The organism is Lentzea sp. NPDC006480 (assembly GCF_040611995.1).
In the GTDB taxonomy this organism is placed as follows: domain Bacteria; phylum Actinomycetota; class Actinomycetes; order Mycobacteriales; family Pseudonocardiaceae; genus Lentzea.
The window spans coordinates 1-16686 of record NZ_JBEXPJ010000188.1; the positions used below are offsets into that span (position 1 = coordinate 1).

The window sequence follows — 16686 nt, forward strand, 5'->3', positions numbered from 1 at the left end:
CTGGCGGGTCGGGGGGGGGGGCGCGCAGGACTTGGCGACCGCGTCCGCCAACGCGCAACGCCCGGACGCCACCGTGGTCGACGCGGGCAGCCGCCCGTTGCCGGACGTCCCCGCCCAGCCGGAGGTGGCGGCGAGCGTCGTCCTGCACCAGCCGGACGACGGGCCCGCGGGCGTCGACCCGGAGCAGTTCAAGGCGTGGCTGAAGGCGCAGAACGTCGCGGTGGTCGACCAGTTCACGTCCGGTACCGCGATCGTGCCGCCGCACATGGAGGAGCGCGGGTTCGTCGAGGCCGACGGCAAGCAGTACAAGGTGGTCGGCACGATTCCGGGCAGCATCACCGGTTTCACCCCGATCGTCGGCGGCCTGACCTCGGGACCGGCCAAGAAGGTGCTGGTCGCGTTGAAGCCGGGCGCCGATCCGGCTCAGTTCCGGGCTCATCTGCAGGCCGCGCTGCCCAACAACCCGACCGTCATCGTGCAGACGGACGCGGACGAGCGCGCGCAGACCGAGCGGTACATGCACCTCGGCACGGTGCTGATGATGGTGCTGCTCGGGTTGTCCGTGGCGGTCGCCGTGACCGGGATCGGCACCGCGCTGACCATCTCCGTGCAGGAACGCCGCAAGGAGCTCGCACTGAGGCGCGCCTTGGGTGTCACCAGGGGCGGACTGCAGGGCGGGGTCATCGCCGAAGCGATCATGCTGGCGTTGGTCGGGGTGATCGGGGGTGGCGTGCTCGGGTTCGGCTACGCGGAAATCGCCATCCTGGCCACTGGGATCGACATGTCACTGCCAGGGATGCGGGTGGTGTTGCCGCTGGTCATCGGGGCGCTTGCGGTCGTCGTGCTCGCCGTCGTCGCGGCTTTCGGGCCATCTCGGGGCGCGTCGCGCATTCGCCCGGCGGCAGGACTGGCATCCGGGTGAATAGGGTGAGGGGAGCTTCAACTCGGAAGCTCCCCTCACGCTGTTGTCAGGGGCAGGTCATAAGGTGTTGCGTATGCGGCGGATCATGGGAACCGAGGTCGAGTACGGCATCTCAGTGCCGGGCGACGCGACCGCGAACCCGGTGCTCACTTCGACACAGGTGGTGCTCGCGTACGCGGCGGCGGCGGACATACCGCGCGCCAGGCGGGCGCGCTGGGACTACGAGGTGGAGTCACCGCTGCGCGACGCGCGCGGGTTCGACCTGGGTTCGCCCGGCGGGCACCCCGCCGACTCCGACGTCGAGGACCTCGGCGCGGCGAACGTCATCCTCACCAACGGCGCGCGGCTCTACGTCGACCACGCGCACCCCGAGTACTCGGCTCCCGAGGTCACCAACGCGCGCGACGCGGTGATCTGGGACAAGGCGGGGGAGCGGGTGATGGAGGAGGCCGCTCTCAAGGCCGCCACCGTGCCCGGCCAGCCCCGGCTGCAGCTGTACAAGAACAACGTCGACGGCAAGGGCGCGTCCTACGGCACGCACGAGAACTACCTGATGCAGCGGTCGACGCCGTTCACCGCGGTGATCGCCGGGCTGACGCCGTTCTTCGTGTCGCGCCAGGTCGTCACCGGTTCCGGCCGCGTCGGCATCGGGCCGTCCGGCGAGGAGGCGGGCTACCAGCTCTCGCAGCGCGCCGACTACATCGAGGTCGAGGTCGGCCTGGAGACGACGCTCAAGCGCGGCATCATCAACACGCGCGACGAGCCGCACGCGGACGCGGACAAGTACCGCCGCCTGCACGTCATCATCGGCGACGCGAACCTGGCCGAGTACTCCACGTACCTCAAGGTCGGCACCACGTCGATCGTGCTGGACATGATCGAGTCCGGGCTGCGGTTCGACGACCTGCGCATGGTCGACCCGGTGCGCGCGGTGCACCAGATCAGCCACGACCCGACGCTGAAGACCAAGGTCGAGATGACCGGCGGCCGCAAGTTCACCGCTCTCGACGTGCAGTTCGCCTACCACGAGCGGGCCGCCGCCTTCATCGAGAAGGAGGGCATCGGCGACCGCGACGTCCTGCGGGTGTGGGGCGAGGTGCTCGACGCGCTGGCCCGCGACCCCGCGGAGTGCGCGGACCGGCTCGACTGGGTCGCGAAGCTGCGGCTGCTCGAGGGCTACCGGCAGCGCGACGGCCTGGAGTGGGGCGCGGCCCGGCTCAAGCTGGTCGACCTGCAGTACTCCGACGTCCGGCTGGACAAGGGCCTCTACAACCGCCTGGTCGCGCGCGGCTCGATGAAGCGCCTGGTCAGCGAGGAAGAGGTGCGCGCGGCCATCACGACGCCGCCCGAGGACACGCGTGCGTACTTCCGCGGCCGGTGCCTGGAGCGGTACCCGACCTCAGTTGCGGCTGCGTCGTGGGACTCGGTGATCTTTGATCTCGGTCGAGAATCTCTCGTGCGGATTCCCACGCTGGAGCCGCTGCGAGGGACAAAAGCGCACGTCGGAGCCCTTCTGGAGGCCTCTGACACCGCCGAGCAGCTGGTGGACGCGCTGACTCGCGGGTGATCGTCTACCCGAGTGGCTCAGGATTTTTGTCGGTGCCGCTGGGTAGTGTTCTTGTCAGGCGAGTCAGCGGGAGGCCGAGATGTCCCAGGAACAGAAGCAGCGCCAGGGTGGTGGCGACGGCGACGACGGTGCCGAGGGCGCTGCCGGAGCAGGTCAGGAACGCCGCGAGAAGCTCGGCGAGGACGTGGACGCGATCCTCGACGAGATCGACGACGTGCTCGAGGAGAACGCGGAGGACTTCGTCCGCGCATACGTGCAGAAGGGTGGTCAGTAGGCCTTCGGGGGCCTGTTGACCACTTCGGGGACGGGAGAACAACCAACACATGGACAACAGCTCGACCGGGCGTTACCCGGCCGCGGCGCTGCCTCCGGCGTACCTGACGCCCGGCTCGTCGTCGTTCACGGACTTCTTGCGGGCGCAGGCACCCGACATGCTGCCTTCCGGCCGCAAGCTCCCGGAGGGGACCGTCCAGGCCCCGCACGGGACGACGATCGTCGCGGCCACCTACAAGGGCGGGGTCGTGATCGCCGGTGACCGGCGCGCGACGATGGGCAACGTCATCGCCCAGCGCGACATGAAGAAGGTCTTCGTGACCGACGACCACTCGGCCGTCGGCATCGCGGGCACGGCGGGCATCGCGATCGAGATCGTGCGGCTGTACACGGTCGAGTTGCGGCACTACGAGAAGATCGAGGGCGTGTCGCTGTCGCTCGACGGCAAGGCGAACCGCCTGTCGGCGATGATCAGGGGCAACCTCGACGCGGCCATGGCCGGCCTCGCCGTGGTGCCTCTGTTCGCCGGCTACGACACCTCGGCCGCGGACACCGACCGCGCGGGCCGCATCGTCTCCTACGACGTCACCGGCGGCCGCTACGAGGAGTCGCAGGGCTACCAGGCGGTCGGCTCGGGCTCGCTCTTCGCCAAGTCGGCGCTGAAGAAGCTCTACGACCCGGACGCGGACGTCGACGCCGCGATCCGCTCGGTCATCGAGGCGCTGTACGACGCGGCGGACGACGACTCGGCCACCGGCGGTCCGGACCCGGTCCGCCGCCTCTACCCGGTCGTGGTCACCATCAACGGCGCCGACGGTGCCGTCGAGGTGCCGGAGTCGCAGATCGCCACGGTCGCCGACGCGGTCGTCGAGGGCCGCCGGTCCCGCCCCTCAGGCTGAGTCCCGTTTTCTTCTGACGTCAGGAGCACCACCCATGACGATGCCGCTGTACGCATCGGCTGAGCAGGTGATGCGCGACCGCTCCGAGTACGCCCGCAAGGGCATCGCCAGGGGTCGCAGCGTCATCGTGCTGAAGTACGCGGACGGCATTCTGTTCGTCGCGGAGAACCCCTCGAGCACGCTGCACAAGGTCTCGGAGATCTACGACCGCATCGGCTTCGCGGCCGTGGGCCGGTACAGCGAGTTCGAGAACCTGCGGCAGGCCGGGATCCGGTTCGCCGACGTGCGCGGGTACCAGAACGACCCGCGCGACGTCACCTCCCGGTCGCTGGCGAACGTGTACGCCACGACCCTGGGCACCTACTTCACCGAGCAGATCAAGCCGTTCGAGGTGGAGATCTGCGTGGCCGAGGTGTCGGACTCGGCCGCCACGGACACGTTGTACCGGCTGACGTACGACGGGTCCATCGTGGACGAGCCGCAGTACATCGTGATGGGCGGCACGGTCGATGCCGCCAACACCGCGTTGAAGGAATCGTTCGCCGACGGGCTCACGCTGGCCGAGGCGGTTCCGGTGGCGGTCAAGGCGTTGTCCGCCGGGTCGCCGTCCACTGGGAACGGTGCCGCGGAGATTCTGCCGGCCGTGAAGCTTGAGGTTGCGGTGCTGGAGAGGGCGCGGCCTCGGAGGGCGTTCCGGCGGATTGCCGGGCCGGCTTTGGACGCGTTGATGCCGGCGGCCACCAAGGGTGGGAAGGCTGTGGAGGACGTGCAGCTTCCTGACTCCGGGGATGACGCCAAGTAGGTCGTTGTTGTTGTGGAAGGCCCTCGGCTTTGCCGGGGGCCTTTTGCTTGATGTGGCGTGTGCAAGTACTCCCAGCTCATGATCGAACCGCCTCTGACCACAACCAACATGATCAGGCGTAGCTGGCCAGGATGGTGGCCAGTTCTTCTGGCTTGCTCAGCTGGGCGCAGTGGCCCGCGGCCAGTTCCACCGGTTCGATGCCCAGCCTGTCGGCTACCACTCGGCGCATGAAAGTTGGCGGGAAGAAGCGGTCGTTCGTGCACAGGACGAAGTGCGTTGGCAGGTCGGGCATGGCGTCCAGGGGCCACGGGACTCCCATGGCGTGCTCGGACATGCCCCGCTCCCGCTGCTGCGACTCCGCAGCCAGATCTGGTGGGACGTCGTGCCAGAACTGGTCCTCCAGGCCGCTGTCCGTGTATCCGGCCTTCTCCCACCAGTCGCCTGGCGTTTCGCCTGGCTTGGGGAGCATCGCGGTGACGTAGACCAGAGCCTTGGCGTTGATCTGGGCTGCTACCAGCGGGGCGACGAGGCCGCCGAAGGAGTGGCCCACGACGACCACGTCCTCCGTGGACGGGAGGGCGGCCACCACTGTGGACGCCCAGTCCGTCAGGTCCTTCGTCTCGTCCTCGGTGGGGAGGTCGGGGGCGACCACGGTGTGGCCCTTGGCTTCCAGGGCGGTGGCCACCAGGTGCCAGGACCAGCCGACGTCGCCTGCCCCGTGCACGATCGCGAAGGTCGTCATGGGCAGAGACTATTCGCGGCGCTCGATCGGCAGGCGGGAACGGGTGAAGAGGGCGGCGCCGAACATGGCCACCGCTGGCACGACCAGTAGTGAGATGGCGATGTTGGGCCACGGGATGGTGAGCGGGTTCAGGTCTGGTTGCGGCCAGATCTTGGTGTAGCCGACGTTCAGGGCTGTCAGCAGTGCCAGGGCTGAGCCGGTGCCTGCGGCTGTGCCCAGGAAACCGCCGATTCCCGCGATGACGCCTGCTTGGCTCAGCGACAGGAGTTTGCGCAAGGCCGGGGCGGCGCCTACTGCGGCGAGGGTGGTCAGGTCGCGGCGGCCGTCTGCTGCGGCCAGGCCGGTGGCCAGGGCGGTTGCTGCGAGAGTGATGATGCCTGCCACCAGGCCCAGGAGGCCGAGAGCTTGTTGGTCATCGGACTCTGTCGGGCGGGCCACGTTCACTTCGTACTCGCCGCCCAGGGCTGCGGTCAGGGCGTCCTGTTCGGACTCGGTGGGCATTCGGGTCGTGGTGGCGTACATGGTGAACGTCGAGACGCCGAAGCCCAGGGAGCGGGCGGTTTCCTCGGTCATCACGGCCAGGGGTGCTCGCTGGGACGTGGAGACGGCGTGGGCCAGGGCCGGTTTGGTGGTGGCCTGGGTGCCGGTGGCCAGGAGGACTTGGCCGGAGGAGACCAGGGAAGGGTCGTTGACGACGATCTTGCCGGAGCGCAGGGCGGACTGGGCCGCGGGGACGTCGTCGGAGGCGAGGTGGAGCAGGGATTGGGCGGCTTCCGGGGTGGCCACGGCCAGGAAGCCGTTGGGGCTGTTGAAGGTGCCGAAGTAGCGGAAGAGGCGGTCGGAGTTGGCGCAGCGCAGGTCGGCCATGGCGGCCTGTTGTTCGGGCTCGGTCGGGTCGCGGTGCAGGACGTCGAGGGAGTAGGGGCATTCGCGGTCCGCTGGTGGGCGGATGTGGGCGAAGCACGGGCCGCCGTCGCAGGCCAGGAGTTTGATCTCGTGGGCTTCCGCGACGGGCATGGTGCTGCGCATCGCGGTGGCGACGGACGGGGGGATGGTGGTGGTGCTGGACTTGGAGAGGTCGTCCAGGTGGTAGACGGAGACGTCGCCCATGTTGCCCGCGATCCGGCGTGCGTCCTGTTCTCCTTGGGAGGTCAGGATCACGCTGACGAGCACTGCGCCGATCACTGCCGCCATCACGGCGGAGATCGCCGGGGCGGCCGCTGTCCGGTTGCGGGACGCGTCGCGCAGGGCGATTCGCAGTGCTACCGGGAGCCATCGGCCGGCTTTGGCCAGTAGACCCAGCAGAGCCGGGGTGCAGAGGACCAGGCCTGTCTCGGTGAGGATCAGGGCGCTGAGAATGCCGACCACCTGCATGCTGATCGCGCTGAAAACGCCGACGGCGACGCCGGACGCGATGAGGATCAGGCCCAGGACCAGCCAGCGGCGCCGCGAGCGGGTGATGCCCCGGCGGCCTGCCAGGGCGGTGACCACGTCCTGGCGGGACGAGATCCAGGCCGGGACCATGGCCGCGAGCACGCCGGTGATGACGGCGAGCAGGGCCAGTCCGGCCAACGCTGCTGGGAAGAAGCGTTGGGCGCCGAAGCGTTCGGTGAGGATCCACTCGACGAACGGGCGGGTGAACACTCCTGCCAGCACGCCCAGCGCCACGCCTCCCAGGGCGGCCAGGACGCCCACGACCACGCCGTCGGCCAGGACGATCCGGCGGACGTGGGTGGGGGAGCCGCCCACTGCCGAGATCAGGGCCAGGTCGCGTTTGCGGCGGCGCGCGCCCACGGCCATGGCCGAGCCGGCCAGCAGCGACATCTCCAGGACGGCCAGGCCCGCCATCAGGACGAGGATGTCGGCGGTGAGCTCGTTGGAGCCGGGGAGCTGCGGATAGCGCTCGGCGGCGGTCGGCAGGTTGTGCAGGACCGTCCGGGAGAGGACCGCGATGCCGGACTTGTTGAGCTCCTTGACCTCGGCCCAGTCGATGGGCGTGGTCACGAGCCAGGAGCGGTCGGCCTGGTCGAACGTGCCGGGGAGCGCCACGACGGTGGTGTCGTCCAGGCGGTTCGGGTCTTCGACGATGCCGACGACGGTGAACGCGCGGCCGTCCTCGGTGGTGAGGGAGCCGCCCAGCTGAGCGCCGGTGCGGGCCATCGCCTTGCGGGACAACGTGATTTCGGTGGTCGTGGTGGCCGCTCGGCCTTCCAGGACGGTGATCATGCCCTTGGTCAGCGGGTCGTTCAGGTCGAGCATGCGGACGCCGGCGCGGCCGACGCCTGCGGTGGTGCGGATGTTGACGCCGCCGCGTTCGACGGGGAGCAGTTCGGCACCGGGGAGAAGGGTTTTGAGGCGTTCTTCTGAGGGGTCGGGGCCATCGGCGTTGCCCTGCGGGATGGCGAAGTCCCTGGTCGGCTCCTGGATGACGGGGCCGCGGTAGGGCCAGCTGACCAGCGCCTCGGCGGTGCCCATGCGGCGGGAGGCCTCTTCGGACGGGGTCAGGGTGGTCGAGTCGTAGACGATCGCGGCGAACGACAGGGCGGCCACCGGGACGAGGATCAGGGCGACGACGAGGGCCGTGCGGCCGCGGGACTTCCGGGCCTCGCGCCAGGAGATGCGCAGTGCTGCGCGCCATCCGTTCACGGGGTGCTCAGCAGTTCTTCTGGCTGGTCGCGCTGGGAGACGTCGACGACGACGCCGTCGCGCAGGAAGATCACGCGGTCGGCCCAGGCGGCGTGCCGGGCGTCGTGGGTGACGAGGACGGCGGCGGCGCCTGCGTCCACTTTGGACCGGAGGAGGCGCAGCACGGTTTCGCCGGTGCGGGAGTCGAGGGCACCGGTGGGTTCGTCGGCGAGGACGAGGCGGCGTTCGCCGATCAGGGCGCGGGCGATGGCGACGCGTTGTTGCTGGCCGCCGGACATCTCGTCGGGGAAGCGGTCCGCGTACCCGTCGAGATCCACTTCGGACAGTGCCTTTTCGGCCTGCTGCCGGGACTTGCGGACGCCGTCGAGGTCGAGGGGGAGCGCGACGTTCTCGGCGGCGGTGAGGCTCGCGATGAGGTTGAGGTCCTGGAAGACGTAGCCGATGCGCTTGCGACGCCAGGCGGCGAGTTGCTTGCGGGACAACGACTGCAGGCTGGTGCCGTCGACGAGGACCTGGCCGGTGGTCGGGCTGTCGAGGCCGCCCGCGAGGTTCAGCAGGGTCGACTTGCCGGAGCCGGACGGGCCCATGACGGCGACGAGCTCGCCCGGTTCGACGGTCAGGGAGACGTGGTCGAGGGCCTTGACCGCGGTCTCGCCGGTGCCGTGGACGCGGTGGACGTCGCGGAGTTCGAGGACGGTCATCTCGGCACCTCGACGTCCGTCACCTGCGGGATCCGCGGTTCGTAGCGCACGAGGCTGGCCTCGCAGTGGTCGAGCCAGCGCAGTTCGGCCTCCGCCTGGAAGATCATCGCGTCGAGCACCAGCAGCCACGGCAGGTCGCCCGGCTGGGTCTTGAGGCGCGTGTACTCCTGCAGCGTGCGCATCGTGGCGGTGCGCTGGGTCATCACGACCTCGGTCACGTCGACGCCCGGCGTGGTGATGGCGAGCGCGAGCTTGATCGCCACCTCGTCGCGGGGCCGGTCGCCGCGTTTCACCGGGGACGCGAACCACTTCTTGAGCTCGGTGCGGCCCTGGGCGGTGATCTCGTAGGGGCGCTGGCCCTCCGTCTCGGGCAGCGCGGCGACCAGATCGTCGCGCTCCAGGCGCGACAGCGTCGTGTAGACCTGCCCGATGTTCAACGGCCACGTGCCGCCGGTGGCCGAGTCGAACGCCACTCGCAGCTGGTAGCCGTACATGGGCCCGCGCTCCAGCAGTGCGAGCAGACCGTGTTTGACCGACATGCCTACTGAGTATGCATACCGAGTATGTTCCTGGCAACGGTGACTGACGAAACCCGCGTGCGGGCAGGCCTGACATGGGGAACCCTGGACGGTGCCGGAGACGTCCGGCTGGAGCTGAGCTGGGGGATGACGTGGTCGACGCCGCCAGGGGTCGAACTGGGGAAGTGAACTTGCTGGGAGCAGCGGGCCGGGCCGCGGTCGTGTCCAGGCCGCCCGCGGAGATCAGGGACTACGAACCGGCCGACGAACCGGCGTGGCTGCGCTGCCGGGTGCTGGGGTTCCTCGCGACGAACTGGTACGACGACGTCTGGCAGGCCAAGCGCCGTGCGGATCTGGAGCTCGTCGCGCTCGATGGTGGCCAGGTGGCCGGGCTGCTGGACGTGTCGGTACCCGGCGCGGACGCGACCATCGACAACGTCGTCGTGCATCCCGACCATCAGGGCCGGGGGATCGCCACGGCGTTGCTGGAGGAGGCGTTGCGGCGGCTTTCGCGGTGCGGCGTGACGACTCTCGACGCCTGGGCTCGCGAGGACAAGGCCGCGCTTTCCTGGTGTGCGCGCAACGGGTTCGAGGAAGCCTCGCGATACCTGCACGTGCACGCGTCCGCCGCCGAGGCCGACACGGCGATCATCGCGAAGCACGGGCTGGTGGCCGCCGGGGCGTTCCTGCACGCGCGGATCGAGCGGGAAGCCGAGATGCGCCAACGGTTCGAGCGCGTGTACGTGTGCCGGCGGATGGTGCGCTCGCTCTAGACGCTGATACCGGTGAGCCGCGGGATCGTGGCGGTGCGGCCGGCCAGCAGCATGAGCAGCGCCTCGATCGGGCCGCTGACCTCGGTGCCCTCTCCCGCGCTCCAGTCCGCGTCGGTCGCGACGAGCCGGTAGCCCGCCAGCCTTTTGCGCGCGTGGAACGGGAAGCCGATGCGCCACAGGTCGTCCGCGGACACGACGGCGGCCTCGATCGGCATGTGGCGTTCGATGCCGAGCGGCAGGGCGATGTCCTGCGTGTGCACCATGACGTCCATCAGGGCGTTCTTGAGACTCTGGCCGGGCGCGAGCTTGTGAACGCCGACGGCGCCGCGCAGTTCCGCGACGAGCTCCTCGGTCGGTCTGCGTGCCTCTTTGTGCGCGGTCTGGTCGACCATGCGGTTGAAGCTCCCGCGGGCCTTCACGAACTCGCGGATCGCGTCGCGGACGCCCATCCGGTGCGCGAGCGACAGGTGGGCGGCGACCTCGCGCACGGTCCAGCCCGTGCACAGCGACGGGTAGGTCCACTCCACGTCGGTGAGGTTCGCGAGCAGGTCCGCCGTCGCCGCGCGTTCCGCGTCGATCGTCTGCCAGATCTCGGTGTCGTCCATGGCCTTCTCCCCTTGATTTAGTTCGAGAGGCTGACTACTTTAATCAGAGAGGCTGACTAAAACAAGGGGAGTGCGCGGGTGAACATCGGGCTGCTGCTCTACATCCCGTATCGGGACCTGGAGAACCGGATCATGGCCGCGGTCACCGGCGCGGGCTTCGACGTGACCCTCGCCCAGGCCCGCGTGCTGCAGCGGATCGGCCCGGACGGCACTCGCCTGACGGAACTCGCCGAGGCCGCGCAGGTGACCAAGCAGACCGCCGGGTTCCTGGTCGACCAGCTGGAGAAGCTCGGCTACGTGGAACGGGTGCCGGATCCGACGGACGGCCGCGCCCGGCTGGTGCGGGTGACCGAGAAGGCGAAGGGCGCCACGCCCGTCGCGGAGGCGGAGATCGCGAGGATCGAGGCGGAATGGGAACAGCACATCGGCAAGCGCCGCATGGCTCAGCTGCGCGAGGCGCTGGAGAAGCTCGGCGAGATCACCGATCCGTACCGGTGAGGGTCGACCCGGTGGCGTTCCGGCCGGTCGCGTTGACGACGGCCGCGCTCTACCGGGTCGTGTCTCCGGGTGGTTCCGTGTTCGTGAAGGTGTTGCGGCGGCCCGTGTTTCCCGGCTCTCTCGGGGAGCTGGTCGGGGAGTTCCCGTGGCAGGACGAGGCGGAGTTCCTGCTTTCGGGGTTCGAGCTGCCACCGGGTCTGCGCAGGCCGCGGGTGGTGCGCGTGGACTTCCTGGGGGACCGGGTCGGGCTGTGGCTGGAGGACGTGCGCTGCGCTGACGTTGTGTGGGACCTGGCGCGGTTCCGGCGGGCGGCGCTCGGGCTCGGCCGGTGGGCTGGGCGGAGGTTCGGTGGGGTGCCTGGCCGTGCGATGCGGTTGCTGTACGAGGGAAGGCTGGTCCGGGAAGCGTTCCTGCGTCCGGACTGTCCGCCGCTCGCCGCGCGCGTGCCGTCCCTGCTGGAGCGGCTGGAAGCCCTGCCGCAAGCGACCGGGCACGGTGACGCGTGCCCGCAGAACCTGCTGGTGCCCGCCGATGACCCGTCGTCGTTCGTGGTGATCGACGTCGGATGGCAGTGCCCGTTCCCGGTCGGGGCTGATCTGGGGCAGCTGCTCGTGGGACTGGCGCAGGCCGGACGAATGGCCGTCGACGATCTCCCGCCGGTGCGGGAGGAGATCATCGACGCCTACCTGGAAGGGCTGCGGCTGGAAGGCCGTGCGGTGTCGCGCTCGCAGGTCGCGCTCGGGTGTGACGGGTCGCTGGCGTTGCGCAGCGCGTTCCACTCGGAGCCCGAGCTGGCCTCGTACCTGGTGGGCCTCGGGATGGCGGCCTGAGGGACTCACTCGGACGAGTGAATGTGGTCCTGATCCACGCTCGGCGTCGTCTATCAGATGTCCCGAAAACATGGTCATCTTCGCCGCGCAAGCTGAGGAAGGGCGGGGCGGGGAGCGTACGACGAGAGCGAACGGGGAGTGGGGTGGCCGCGTTGACCCAGCCGCTTCAGGGAACGCTTCAGGGCGAGCAGCGGTGGCGAGCAAGTGCGGAGGCGCGGGCGGGGAAGCGCGGGGGTGCCGGCCGCCCGCCGATGGCACGGCTCAGGGGCTGGGAGGTGCGACGGGCCTCGGGGGCCGGGAGGTGCGACGGGCCTGGAGGCTGGGAGGTGCGGCAGGACTCGGGGGGCTGGGAGGTGCGGCAGGGCCCGGAGACCAGGAAGTGCGACGGGCCTGGAGGCCGGGAGGTGCGGCAGGACTTGGAGGCGGGAAGTGCGGGAGGTCGTGGGCGGCCAACGGGTGACCGCCCACGACGAGGTTCAGGAGGCGAGGAGTTCCGAAGCCTTGGCGGGGCTCGGGATGGGGTGCTAGCTCCAGCCGAGCACGCCGAAAGCGTGGCCGGTGGCGTAGGCGGCGAGACCAGCCGCCGGGTATTCGATCAGGTCGGGTAGCGCGTCGAGCGGGAACCACCGCACGGCCGAGCACTTGTCGGGTTCGCGGTTGACGGGCTCGCCGGTCCAGCGGAGAGCCTCGAAGAACAGGCCGAGCCGCGGTTCGACGCCGGATCCGTTGGCGTGCAACGTGTGCATGTGCCGCAGATCGTCCGGCGCGATGACGACGCCGACCTCTTCGAGAGCCTCCCGCGCGGCTGCCGCGAGAACGGACTCGCCCGCGTCGAGCTTGCCCGACGGGAGGTGCCAGCGGCCGTCGAATCGCGGGTTCGTGTCGCGGCGCCGGGTGAGCAGGACCCGGTCGCCGCGCACGAGCAGCACGTGGACGTCGATGAGGTGGCGGTCGGCCATCAGATGAGGTGGCGGCCGGCCATCAGGAGGCGAGCAGCGACGACACGCATCAGGAGGCGAGCAGCGACGAGACGCGGGCGCGAACCTCGGGGGAGTCCAGGCCGCGGACCATCACCGTCGTGCGGCGGCGCAGGACGTCGTCGACCTCGGAGGCCCACTCGGTGCGGCGGGCGTGTTCGACCTGGGCCCAGATGTCCGGGCCGTCCGGGTGGACGCGCTCCAGCAGGGCCGGGTTCTCCAGGCCCAGCGCCACCACCTCGTGGGAGGTGGTGCCGTAGTGGGTGGCGAGGTGGCGGACCACGTCGTCGGGCAGGGCGTCCCAGGCGTGGTGGAGCACCGAGCCGATGGTGTCGGGGGAGGCGGAGCCGGGCAGGGCGACGCCGTCGAGCGGGCCGTCGAACGACCGGCCGAGCTCGGAGTTCACCCGCGCCAGGACGGTGGCGCCGATCTTGCGGAACGTCGTCCACTTGCCGCCGGCCACGCTGATCATGCCGCCGGAGCCCGCGGTGATCACGGTCTCGCGCTTGGCGTGCGAGGTGTCGCCGGGGCCGCCGGGCAGGACGCGCAGGCCCGCGAACGTGTAGGCGAGGTTCGCGCGGTCCAGGCCCGTGACGGCCACGCCCGCTTCGGAGAGGATCTGGTCGACGTCGGCGTCGGTGCACGAGACGGCGGCCGGGTCGCCCTCGTAGGCCTCGTCGGTGGTGCCCAGCAGGAGGTGGCCCTCCCACGGGATCGCGAACGAGACGCGCACGTCGTCGACCGGGATCGTCAGAGCGGCCTTCCACTCCGAGGACGCCCGCATCACGAGGTGCGAGCCCTTCGAGAGGCGGATCGACGGCGAGGCGGACGGATCTTCCATGCGCCGCACCACATCGAGCCACGGGCCGGTCGCGTTGACGATCACCGAAGCGTCGACGCCGAACTCGCCGAGCGAGTCGCGCAGGTCGACGCCCGAAACACGGCCAGAGGTCTTGCGCAGGCCCACGACCGAGATGTGGTTGAGCAGCACGGCGCCGGCCTCGGCGGCGGCGCGGGCGGCCGTGATCGCCACCCGGCTGTCGTTCATCTGGTGGTCGTAGTACATCGCGGCACCGCGCAGACCGTCGGCGCGCAGGTCAGGCACCCACTCGACAGCCCTGCGCGCCGACAGGACCTTCCCCATGCCGTCGCCGAAGCCCGACAGCGCGGAGTACAGCGTCACGCCCGCCCCGAGCACGAAGCGCGAGTGCGGGCCTCCTTTGTAGACAGGAACGAGGAACGGCAAGGGGCGCACCAGGTGCGGAGCCAGGCGGTCACCGAGGGCTCGCCGCTCCACGTGGTTCTCGCGCACCATCGGCACCGCCGACGGGCCCATCGCCAGGTAGCGCAGGCCGCCGTGCACCAGCTTCGACGACGCGGACGACGTGGCGCCCGCGAAGTCACCGCTCTCCACCAACGCCACGCGCAGGCCCGAGCGCGCCGCGGCCCACGTGGTCGCGATGCCCAGGATGCCGCCGCCGATCACGACCACGTCGAACTTGCCGTGCTGGAGCTCTTCACGGGCGCGTGCCCGCTGTGCGGAAAGGTCAGTCATCGTCCTCGTCCATCCACCCGACGGTCCGCTCGACCGCCTTCTTCCACTTCCGGTAGCCGCGAGCGCGCGCCGCCGGTTCCATCGACGGCTCCCACTCGGCCGCCTTGTGCCAGTTGGCTTTCAGCTCGTCCGTGCTGCTCCAGTAGCCCACCGCGAGACCGGCCGCGTACGCCGCGCCGAGGCACGTCGTCTCGGCCACGATCGGGCGCACCACCGGGACGTCCAGCACGTCCGACAGGAACTGCATGAGCAGGTTGTTGGCGGTCATACCGCCGTCGACCCGCAACGTCGTGAGGTCCACACCCGAGTCGGCGTTCATCGCGTCCACGACCTCGCGGGTCTGCCAGGCCGATGCCTCCAGCACGGCCCGTGCGAGGTGCCCGCGCGAGATGTAGCCCGTCAGTCCGGCAATCACGCCACGCGCGTCGGAACGCCAGTGCGGTGCGAACAATCCGGAGAACGCGGGCACGAAGTAGGCACCGCCGTTGTCGTCCACGGTCCGTGCGAGGGTCTCGATCTCCGCCGCCGACGAGATCAGGCCGACCTTGTCCCGGAACCACTGCACCAGCGCGCCCGTCACCGCGACCGCACCTTCCAGCGCGTACGCGGCGGGTTCATCGCCGATCTTGTAGCCCACCGTCGTCAGCAGCCCGTTCTGCGACCGCACCGGCTTGTCACCGGTGTTGATCAGCAGGAAGGCGCCCGTGCCGTACGTGCACTTGCCTTCACCTGCGGAGAAGCACGTCTGCCCGAACAAAGCAGCCTGCTGGTCGCCCAGAGCCGAAGAGACGGGCACACCCTCGTAGGTGCCGTAAACCTCCGACGAGGAACGGATCTCGGGGAGCATCGAGACCGGAACGTCCATTGCGGACACCAGCTCGGGATCCCACTCCAGGGTCTCCAGGTTCATCAGCATGGTCCGCGACGCGTTGGTGACGTCGGTGACGTGGCGGCCGGTCAGGTTCCAGATCAGCCAGGTGTCCATGGTGCCGAACAGGACCTCGCCGCGCTCAGCCCGCTCACGCAGCCCGGCGACGTTGTCCAGCAGCCACTTCAGCTTCGGGCCGGAGAAGTAGGTCGCCAACGGCAGTCCGGAACGTTCGCGGAACCGGTCCTGGTCGCCGAAAGTCTTGATCAACGCGTCCGTGCGCGTGTCCTGCCAGACGATCGCGTTGTGCACGGGCTCGCCGGTCTCGCGGTCCCAGACCACGGTCGTCTCGCGCTGGTTCGTGATGCCGAACGCGGCGATGTCGGCGTACGAGAGAGAGGCGTGGGCCAGCGCGTCGCGAACGACGGACTGCACGTTCGCCCAGATCTCGGACGCGTCGTGCTCCACCCAGCCCGGCTTCGGGAAGATCTGCCGGTGCTCGCGCTGAGCGACCGACACGATCCCGCCGGACTGGTCGAACACGATGCACCGGGACGACGTCGTGCCCTGGTCGATCGCCGCGATGTAGGCCACCTGCACTCCTCTGTGCCAGTCATTCGACATTGTCGAACGCTTGCCACATTACTACCAGGAGAGGCCGCCGAGCTCCCTGGAGACACTGCGAGCTGCCTCACGTACGTAGGACACGAGTTCGAGACGCGGCGGCTGATCAGGTGACTCGCACAGCCGCTCGACCGGCCCTGAGACGCCCACCGCACCCACGACGACACCGCGCTTGTCCCGGATCGGCGCGGCGATCGACGCCTCACCTTCGACGAGTTCGTGCAGGTCGTAGCCCCAGTCGCGGTCGCGGATCTCGTCCAGCGCGGTGCTCAGGTCCAAGCCGGTGAGCGTGTGCCGGGTGTACCGCTGCAGCTCGCCGTCGGGCCACTCGCCGAACGCCACCAGCACCTTGCCCAAAGCCGTCGCGTGCCACGGCAGCAGCGCGCCGGTGTCCAGCGCCTGGCGACTGTTGTCCGGCCGGAACACGTGATGCACCACGAGCACGTGCTTGCCGTGCATCACGCCGATGCGCACCGCCTCGCGCGCACGCATCGCCAACGTGTCCGACCAGTTCAACGCCTTGGCGCGCAGCTCATTGCCGTCCAGGTACGACGTGCCGATCTGGAACAGCGCGGCACCCAGGCGGTACTTGCCGCCCTCGACCTCCTGCTCGACGAACCCGACCTCCTGCAACGTCCGCAGAATCCCGTGCACAGTCGGTTTCGCCAGGTCCAACGCGCGCGCGATCTCGCCGACGCTCAGCTGGTGCGCGCCGCCGTGCGCGAGCAACTTCAACACCTCTGCCGCACGCTGAATCGACTGAATGGGCCCAGGCACACGCCCACTCTATCCGCGCCCGTTCGACAATGTCGAACATCGAAGTTCACGCGGGGACCCTACGTACCCTTTTTCCGGCACGCGGGGCCCCCGCGTTCCCTTTGTCGGC

18 protein-coding genes are annotated in these 16686 nt (G+C 69.8%); 9 read left to right on the forward strand and 9 right to left on the reverse strand.

Features of this window, described 5'->3' with window-relative positions; all coding sequences use genetic code 11:
• From ABZX92_RS40035 to prcA, 5 genes are all read left to right on the forward strand, one after another.
• Positions 1-922 (forward strand): ABC transporter permease (locus tag ABZX92_RS40035; protein ID WP_355570695.1); only part of this gene is annotated, 922 nt, incomplete at its 5' end.
• A gap of 73 nt (positions 923-995) precedes the next feature.
• On the forward strand, positions 996-2489 hold the full coding sequence (gene dop / locus ABZX92_RS40040) for a depupylase/deamidase Dop (protein ID WP_355570696.1): 1494 nt from the start codon (positions 996-998) through the stop codon (positions 2487-2489).
• A 79-nt stretch (positions 2490-2568) separates the two neighbouring features.
• Positions 2569-2763 carry a ubiquitin-like protein Pup gene (locus tag ABZX92_RS40045; protein ID WP_109640227.1) on the forward strand — a complete coding sequence of 65 codons (195 nt, stop codon included), beginning with the start codon at positions 2569-2571 and terminating at the stop codon, positions 2761-2763.
• Between the two features lie 49 nt (positions 2764-2812).
• Positions 2813-3661, forward strand: a complete 849-nt coding sequence (gene prcB, locus ABZX92_RS40050; protein WP_355570697.1) for a proteasome subunit beta — start codon at positions 2813-2815, stop codon at positions 3659-3661.
• A gap of 34 nt (positions 3662-3695) precedes the next feature.
• Positions 3696-4463, forward strand: coding sequence for a proteasome subunit alpha (gene prcA / locus ABZX92_RS40055; RefSeq protein ID WP_355570698.1), 768 nt, complete (start codon positions 3696-3698; stop codon positions 4461-4463).
• A gap of 112 nt (positions 4464-4575) precedes the next feature.
• Here prcA and ABZX92_RS40060 read toward each other — a convergent pair whose 3' ends face one another.
• Genes ABZX92_RS40060 through ABZX92_RS40075 form a run of 4 tightly spaced genes read right to left on the reverse strand, consistent with a single transcriptional unit; the run spans position 4576 to position 9091 of the window.
• The gene (locus ABZX92_RS40060) at positions 4576-5205 is read right to left on the reverse strand and encodes an alpha/beta hydrolase (protein WP_355570699.1); all 630 of its coding nucleotides are present in this window, start codon (positions 5203-5205) and stop codon (positions 4576-4578) included.
• 9 nt (positions 5206-5214) lie between these two features.
• Positions 5215-7851, reverse strand: coding sequence for an FtsX-like permease family protein (locus tag ABZX92_RS40065; RefSeq protein ID WP_355570700.1), 2637 nt, complete (start codon positions 7849-7851; stop codon positions 5215-5217).
• Positions 7848-8552 (reverse strand): ABC transporter ATP-binding protein, encoded by a 705-nt coding sequence (locus ABZX92_RS40070; protein ID WP_355570701.1) that lies wholly within the window; start codon positions 8550-8552, stop codon positions 7848-7850. Before ABZX92_RS40070 ends, ABZX92_RS40065 begins: the two co-directional genes overlap by 4 nt.
• The gene (locus tag ABZX92_RS40075; protein ID WP_355570702.1) at positions 8549-9091 is read right to left on the reverse strand and encodes a PadR family transcriptional regulator; all 543 of its coding nucleotides are present in this window, start codon (positions 9089-9091) and stop codon (positions 8549-8551) included. Before ABZX92_RS40075 ends, ABZX92_RS40070 begins: the two co-directional genes overlap by 4 nt.
• Before the next feature lie 39 nt (positions 9092-9130).
• On the opposite strand from ABZX92_RS40075, the gene ABZX92_RS40080 reads away from it, so the two are divergent.
• Both ABZX92_RS40080 and ABZX92_RS40085 read left to right on the forward strand, forming a co-directional pair.
• Positions 9131-9259 carry a hypothetical protein gene (locus tag ABZX92_RS40080; protein ID WP_355570703.1) on the forward strand — a complete coding sequence of 43 codons (129 nt, stop codon included), beginning with the start codon at positions 9131-9133 and terminating at the stop codon, positions 9257-9259.
• Complete coding sequence (locus ABZX92_RS40085) at positions 9256-9843, forward strand: GNAT family N-acetyltransferase (protein ID WP_355570704.1); 588 nt, start codon at positions 9256-9258, stop codon at positions 9841-9843. The genes ABZX92_RS40080 and ABZX92_RS40085 overlap by 4 nt, the downstream gene beginning before the upstream one ends.
• Here ABZX92_RS40085 and ABZX92_RS40090 read toward each other — a convergent pair.
• Complete coding sequence (locus tag ABZX92_RS40090; protein WP_355570705.1) at positions 9840-10448, reverse strand: maleylpyruvate isomerase family mycothiol-dependent enzyme; 609 nt, start codon at positions 10446-10448, stop codon at positions 9840-9842. The genes ABZX92_RS40085 and ABZX92_RS40090 overlap by 4 nt on opposite strands.
• Positions 10449-10526: 78 nt before the next feature.
• Between ABZX92_RS40090 and ABZX92_RS40095 the strand changes: the two genes are divergently transcribed.
• Both ABZX92_RS40095 and ABZX92_RS40100 read left to right on the forward strand, forming a co-directional pair.
• The gene (locus ABZX92_RS40095) at positions 10527-10946 is read left to right on the forward strand and encodes a MarR family transcriptional regulator (RefSeq protein WP_045317484.1); all 420 of its coding nucleotides are present in this window, start codon (positions 10527-10529) and stop codon (positions 10944-10946) included.
• Complete coding sequence (locus tag ABZX92_RS40100) at positions 10943-11776, forward strand: hypothetical protein (RefSeq protein ID WP_355570706.1); 834 nt, start codon at positions 10943-10945, stop codon at positions 11774-11776. Before ABZX92_RS40095 ends, ABZX92_RS40100 begins: the two co-directional genes overlap by 4 nt.
• Before the next feature lie 524 nt (positions 11777-12300).
• Here ABZX92_RS40100 and ABZX92_RS40105 read toward each other — a convergent pair.
• From ABZX92_RS40105 to ABZX92_RS40120, 4 genes are read right to left on the reverse strand one after another with little or no spacing between them, the layout of a single operon-like run.
• Positions 12301-12735: an NUDIX domain-containing protein gene (locus ABZX92_RS40105; protein ID WP_355570707.1), complete on the reverse strand. Its 435-nt coding sequence runs from the start codon at positions 12733-12735 to the stop codon at positions 12301-12303.
• Between the two features lie 49 nt (positions 12736-12784).
• Positions 12785-14308 carry a glycerol-3-phosphate dehydrogenase/oxidase gene (locus ABZX92_RS40110; RefSeq protein ID WP_355570708.1) on the reverse strand — a complete coding sequence of 508 codons (1524 nt, stop codon included), beginning with the start codon at positions 14306-14308 and terminating at the stop codon, positions 12785-12787.
• A complete protein-coding gene (gene glpK, locus ABZX92_RS40115; protein ID WP_355570709.1) occupies positions 14301-15770 on the reverse strand; it encodes a glycerol kinase GlpK in 1470 nt (489 codons plus the stop codon). The genes ABZX92_RS40110 and glpK overlap by 8 nt, the downstream gene beginning before the upstream one ends.
• Positions 15771-15821: 51 nt before the next feature.
• Entirely contained in the window at positions 15822-16577 is a 756-nt protein-coding gene (locus ABZX92_RS40120) for an IclR family transcriptional regulator (RefSeq protein WP_355570710.1), read from the reverse strand.
• Between the last annotated feature and the right edge of the window lie 109 nt (positions 16578-16686).

Coding starts and splice junctions, on each gene's coding strand:
- dop (WP_355570696.1), top strand. CDS start 996: ATGCGGCGGATCATGGGAACCGAGGTCGAGTACGGCATCTCAGTGCCG.
- ABZX92_RS40045 (WP_109640227.1), top strand. CDS start 2,569: ATGTCCCAGGAACAGAAGCAGCGCCAGGGTGGTGGCGACGGCGACGAC.
- prcB (WP_355570697.1), top strand. CDS start 2,813: ATGGACAACAGCTCGACCGGGCGTTACCCGGCCGCGGCGCTGCCTCCG.
- prcA (WP_355570698.1), top strand. CDS start 3,696: ATGACGATGCCGCTGTACGCATCGGCTGAGCAGGTGATGCGCGACCGC.
- ABZX92_RS40060 (WP_355570699.1), bottom strand. CDS start 5,205: ATGACGACCTTCGCGATCGTGCACGGGGCAGGCGACGTCGGCTGGTCC.
- ABZX92_RS40070 (WP_355570701.1), bottom strand. CDS start 8,552: ATGACCGTCCTCGAACTCCGCGACGTCCACCGCGTCCACGGCACCGGC.
- ABZX92_RS40075 (WP_355570702.1), bottom strand. CDS start 9,091: ATGTCGGTCAAACACGGTCTGCTCGCACTGCTGGAGCGCGGGCCCATG.
- ABZX92_RS40090 (WP_355570705.1), bottom strand. CDS start 10,448: ATGGACGACACCGAGATCTGGCAGACGATCGACGCGGAACGCGCGGCG.
- ABZX92_RS40105 (WP_355570707.1), bottom strand. CDS start 12,735: ATGGCCGACCGCCACCTCATCGACGTCCACGTGCTGCTCGTGCGCGGC.
- ABZX92_RS40110 (WP_355570708.1), bottom strand. CDS start 14,308: ATGACTGACCTTTCCGCACAGCGGGCACGCGCCCGTGAAGAGCTCCAG.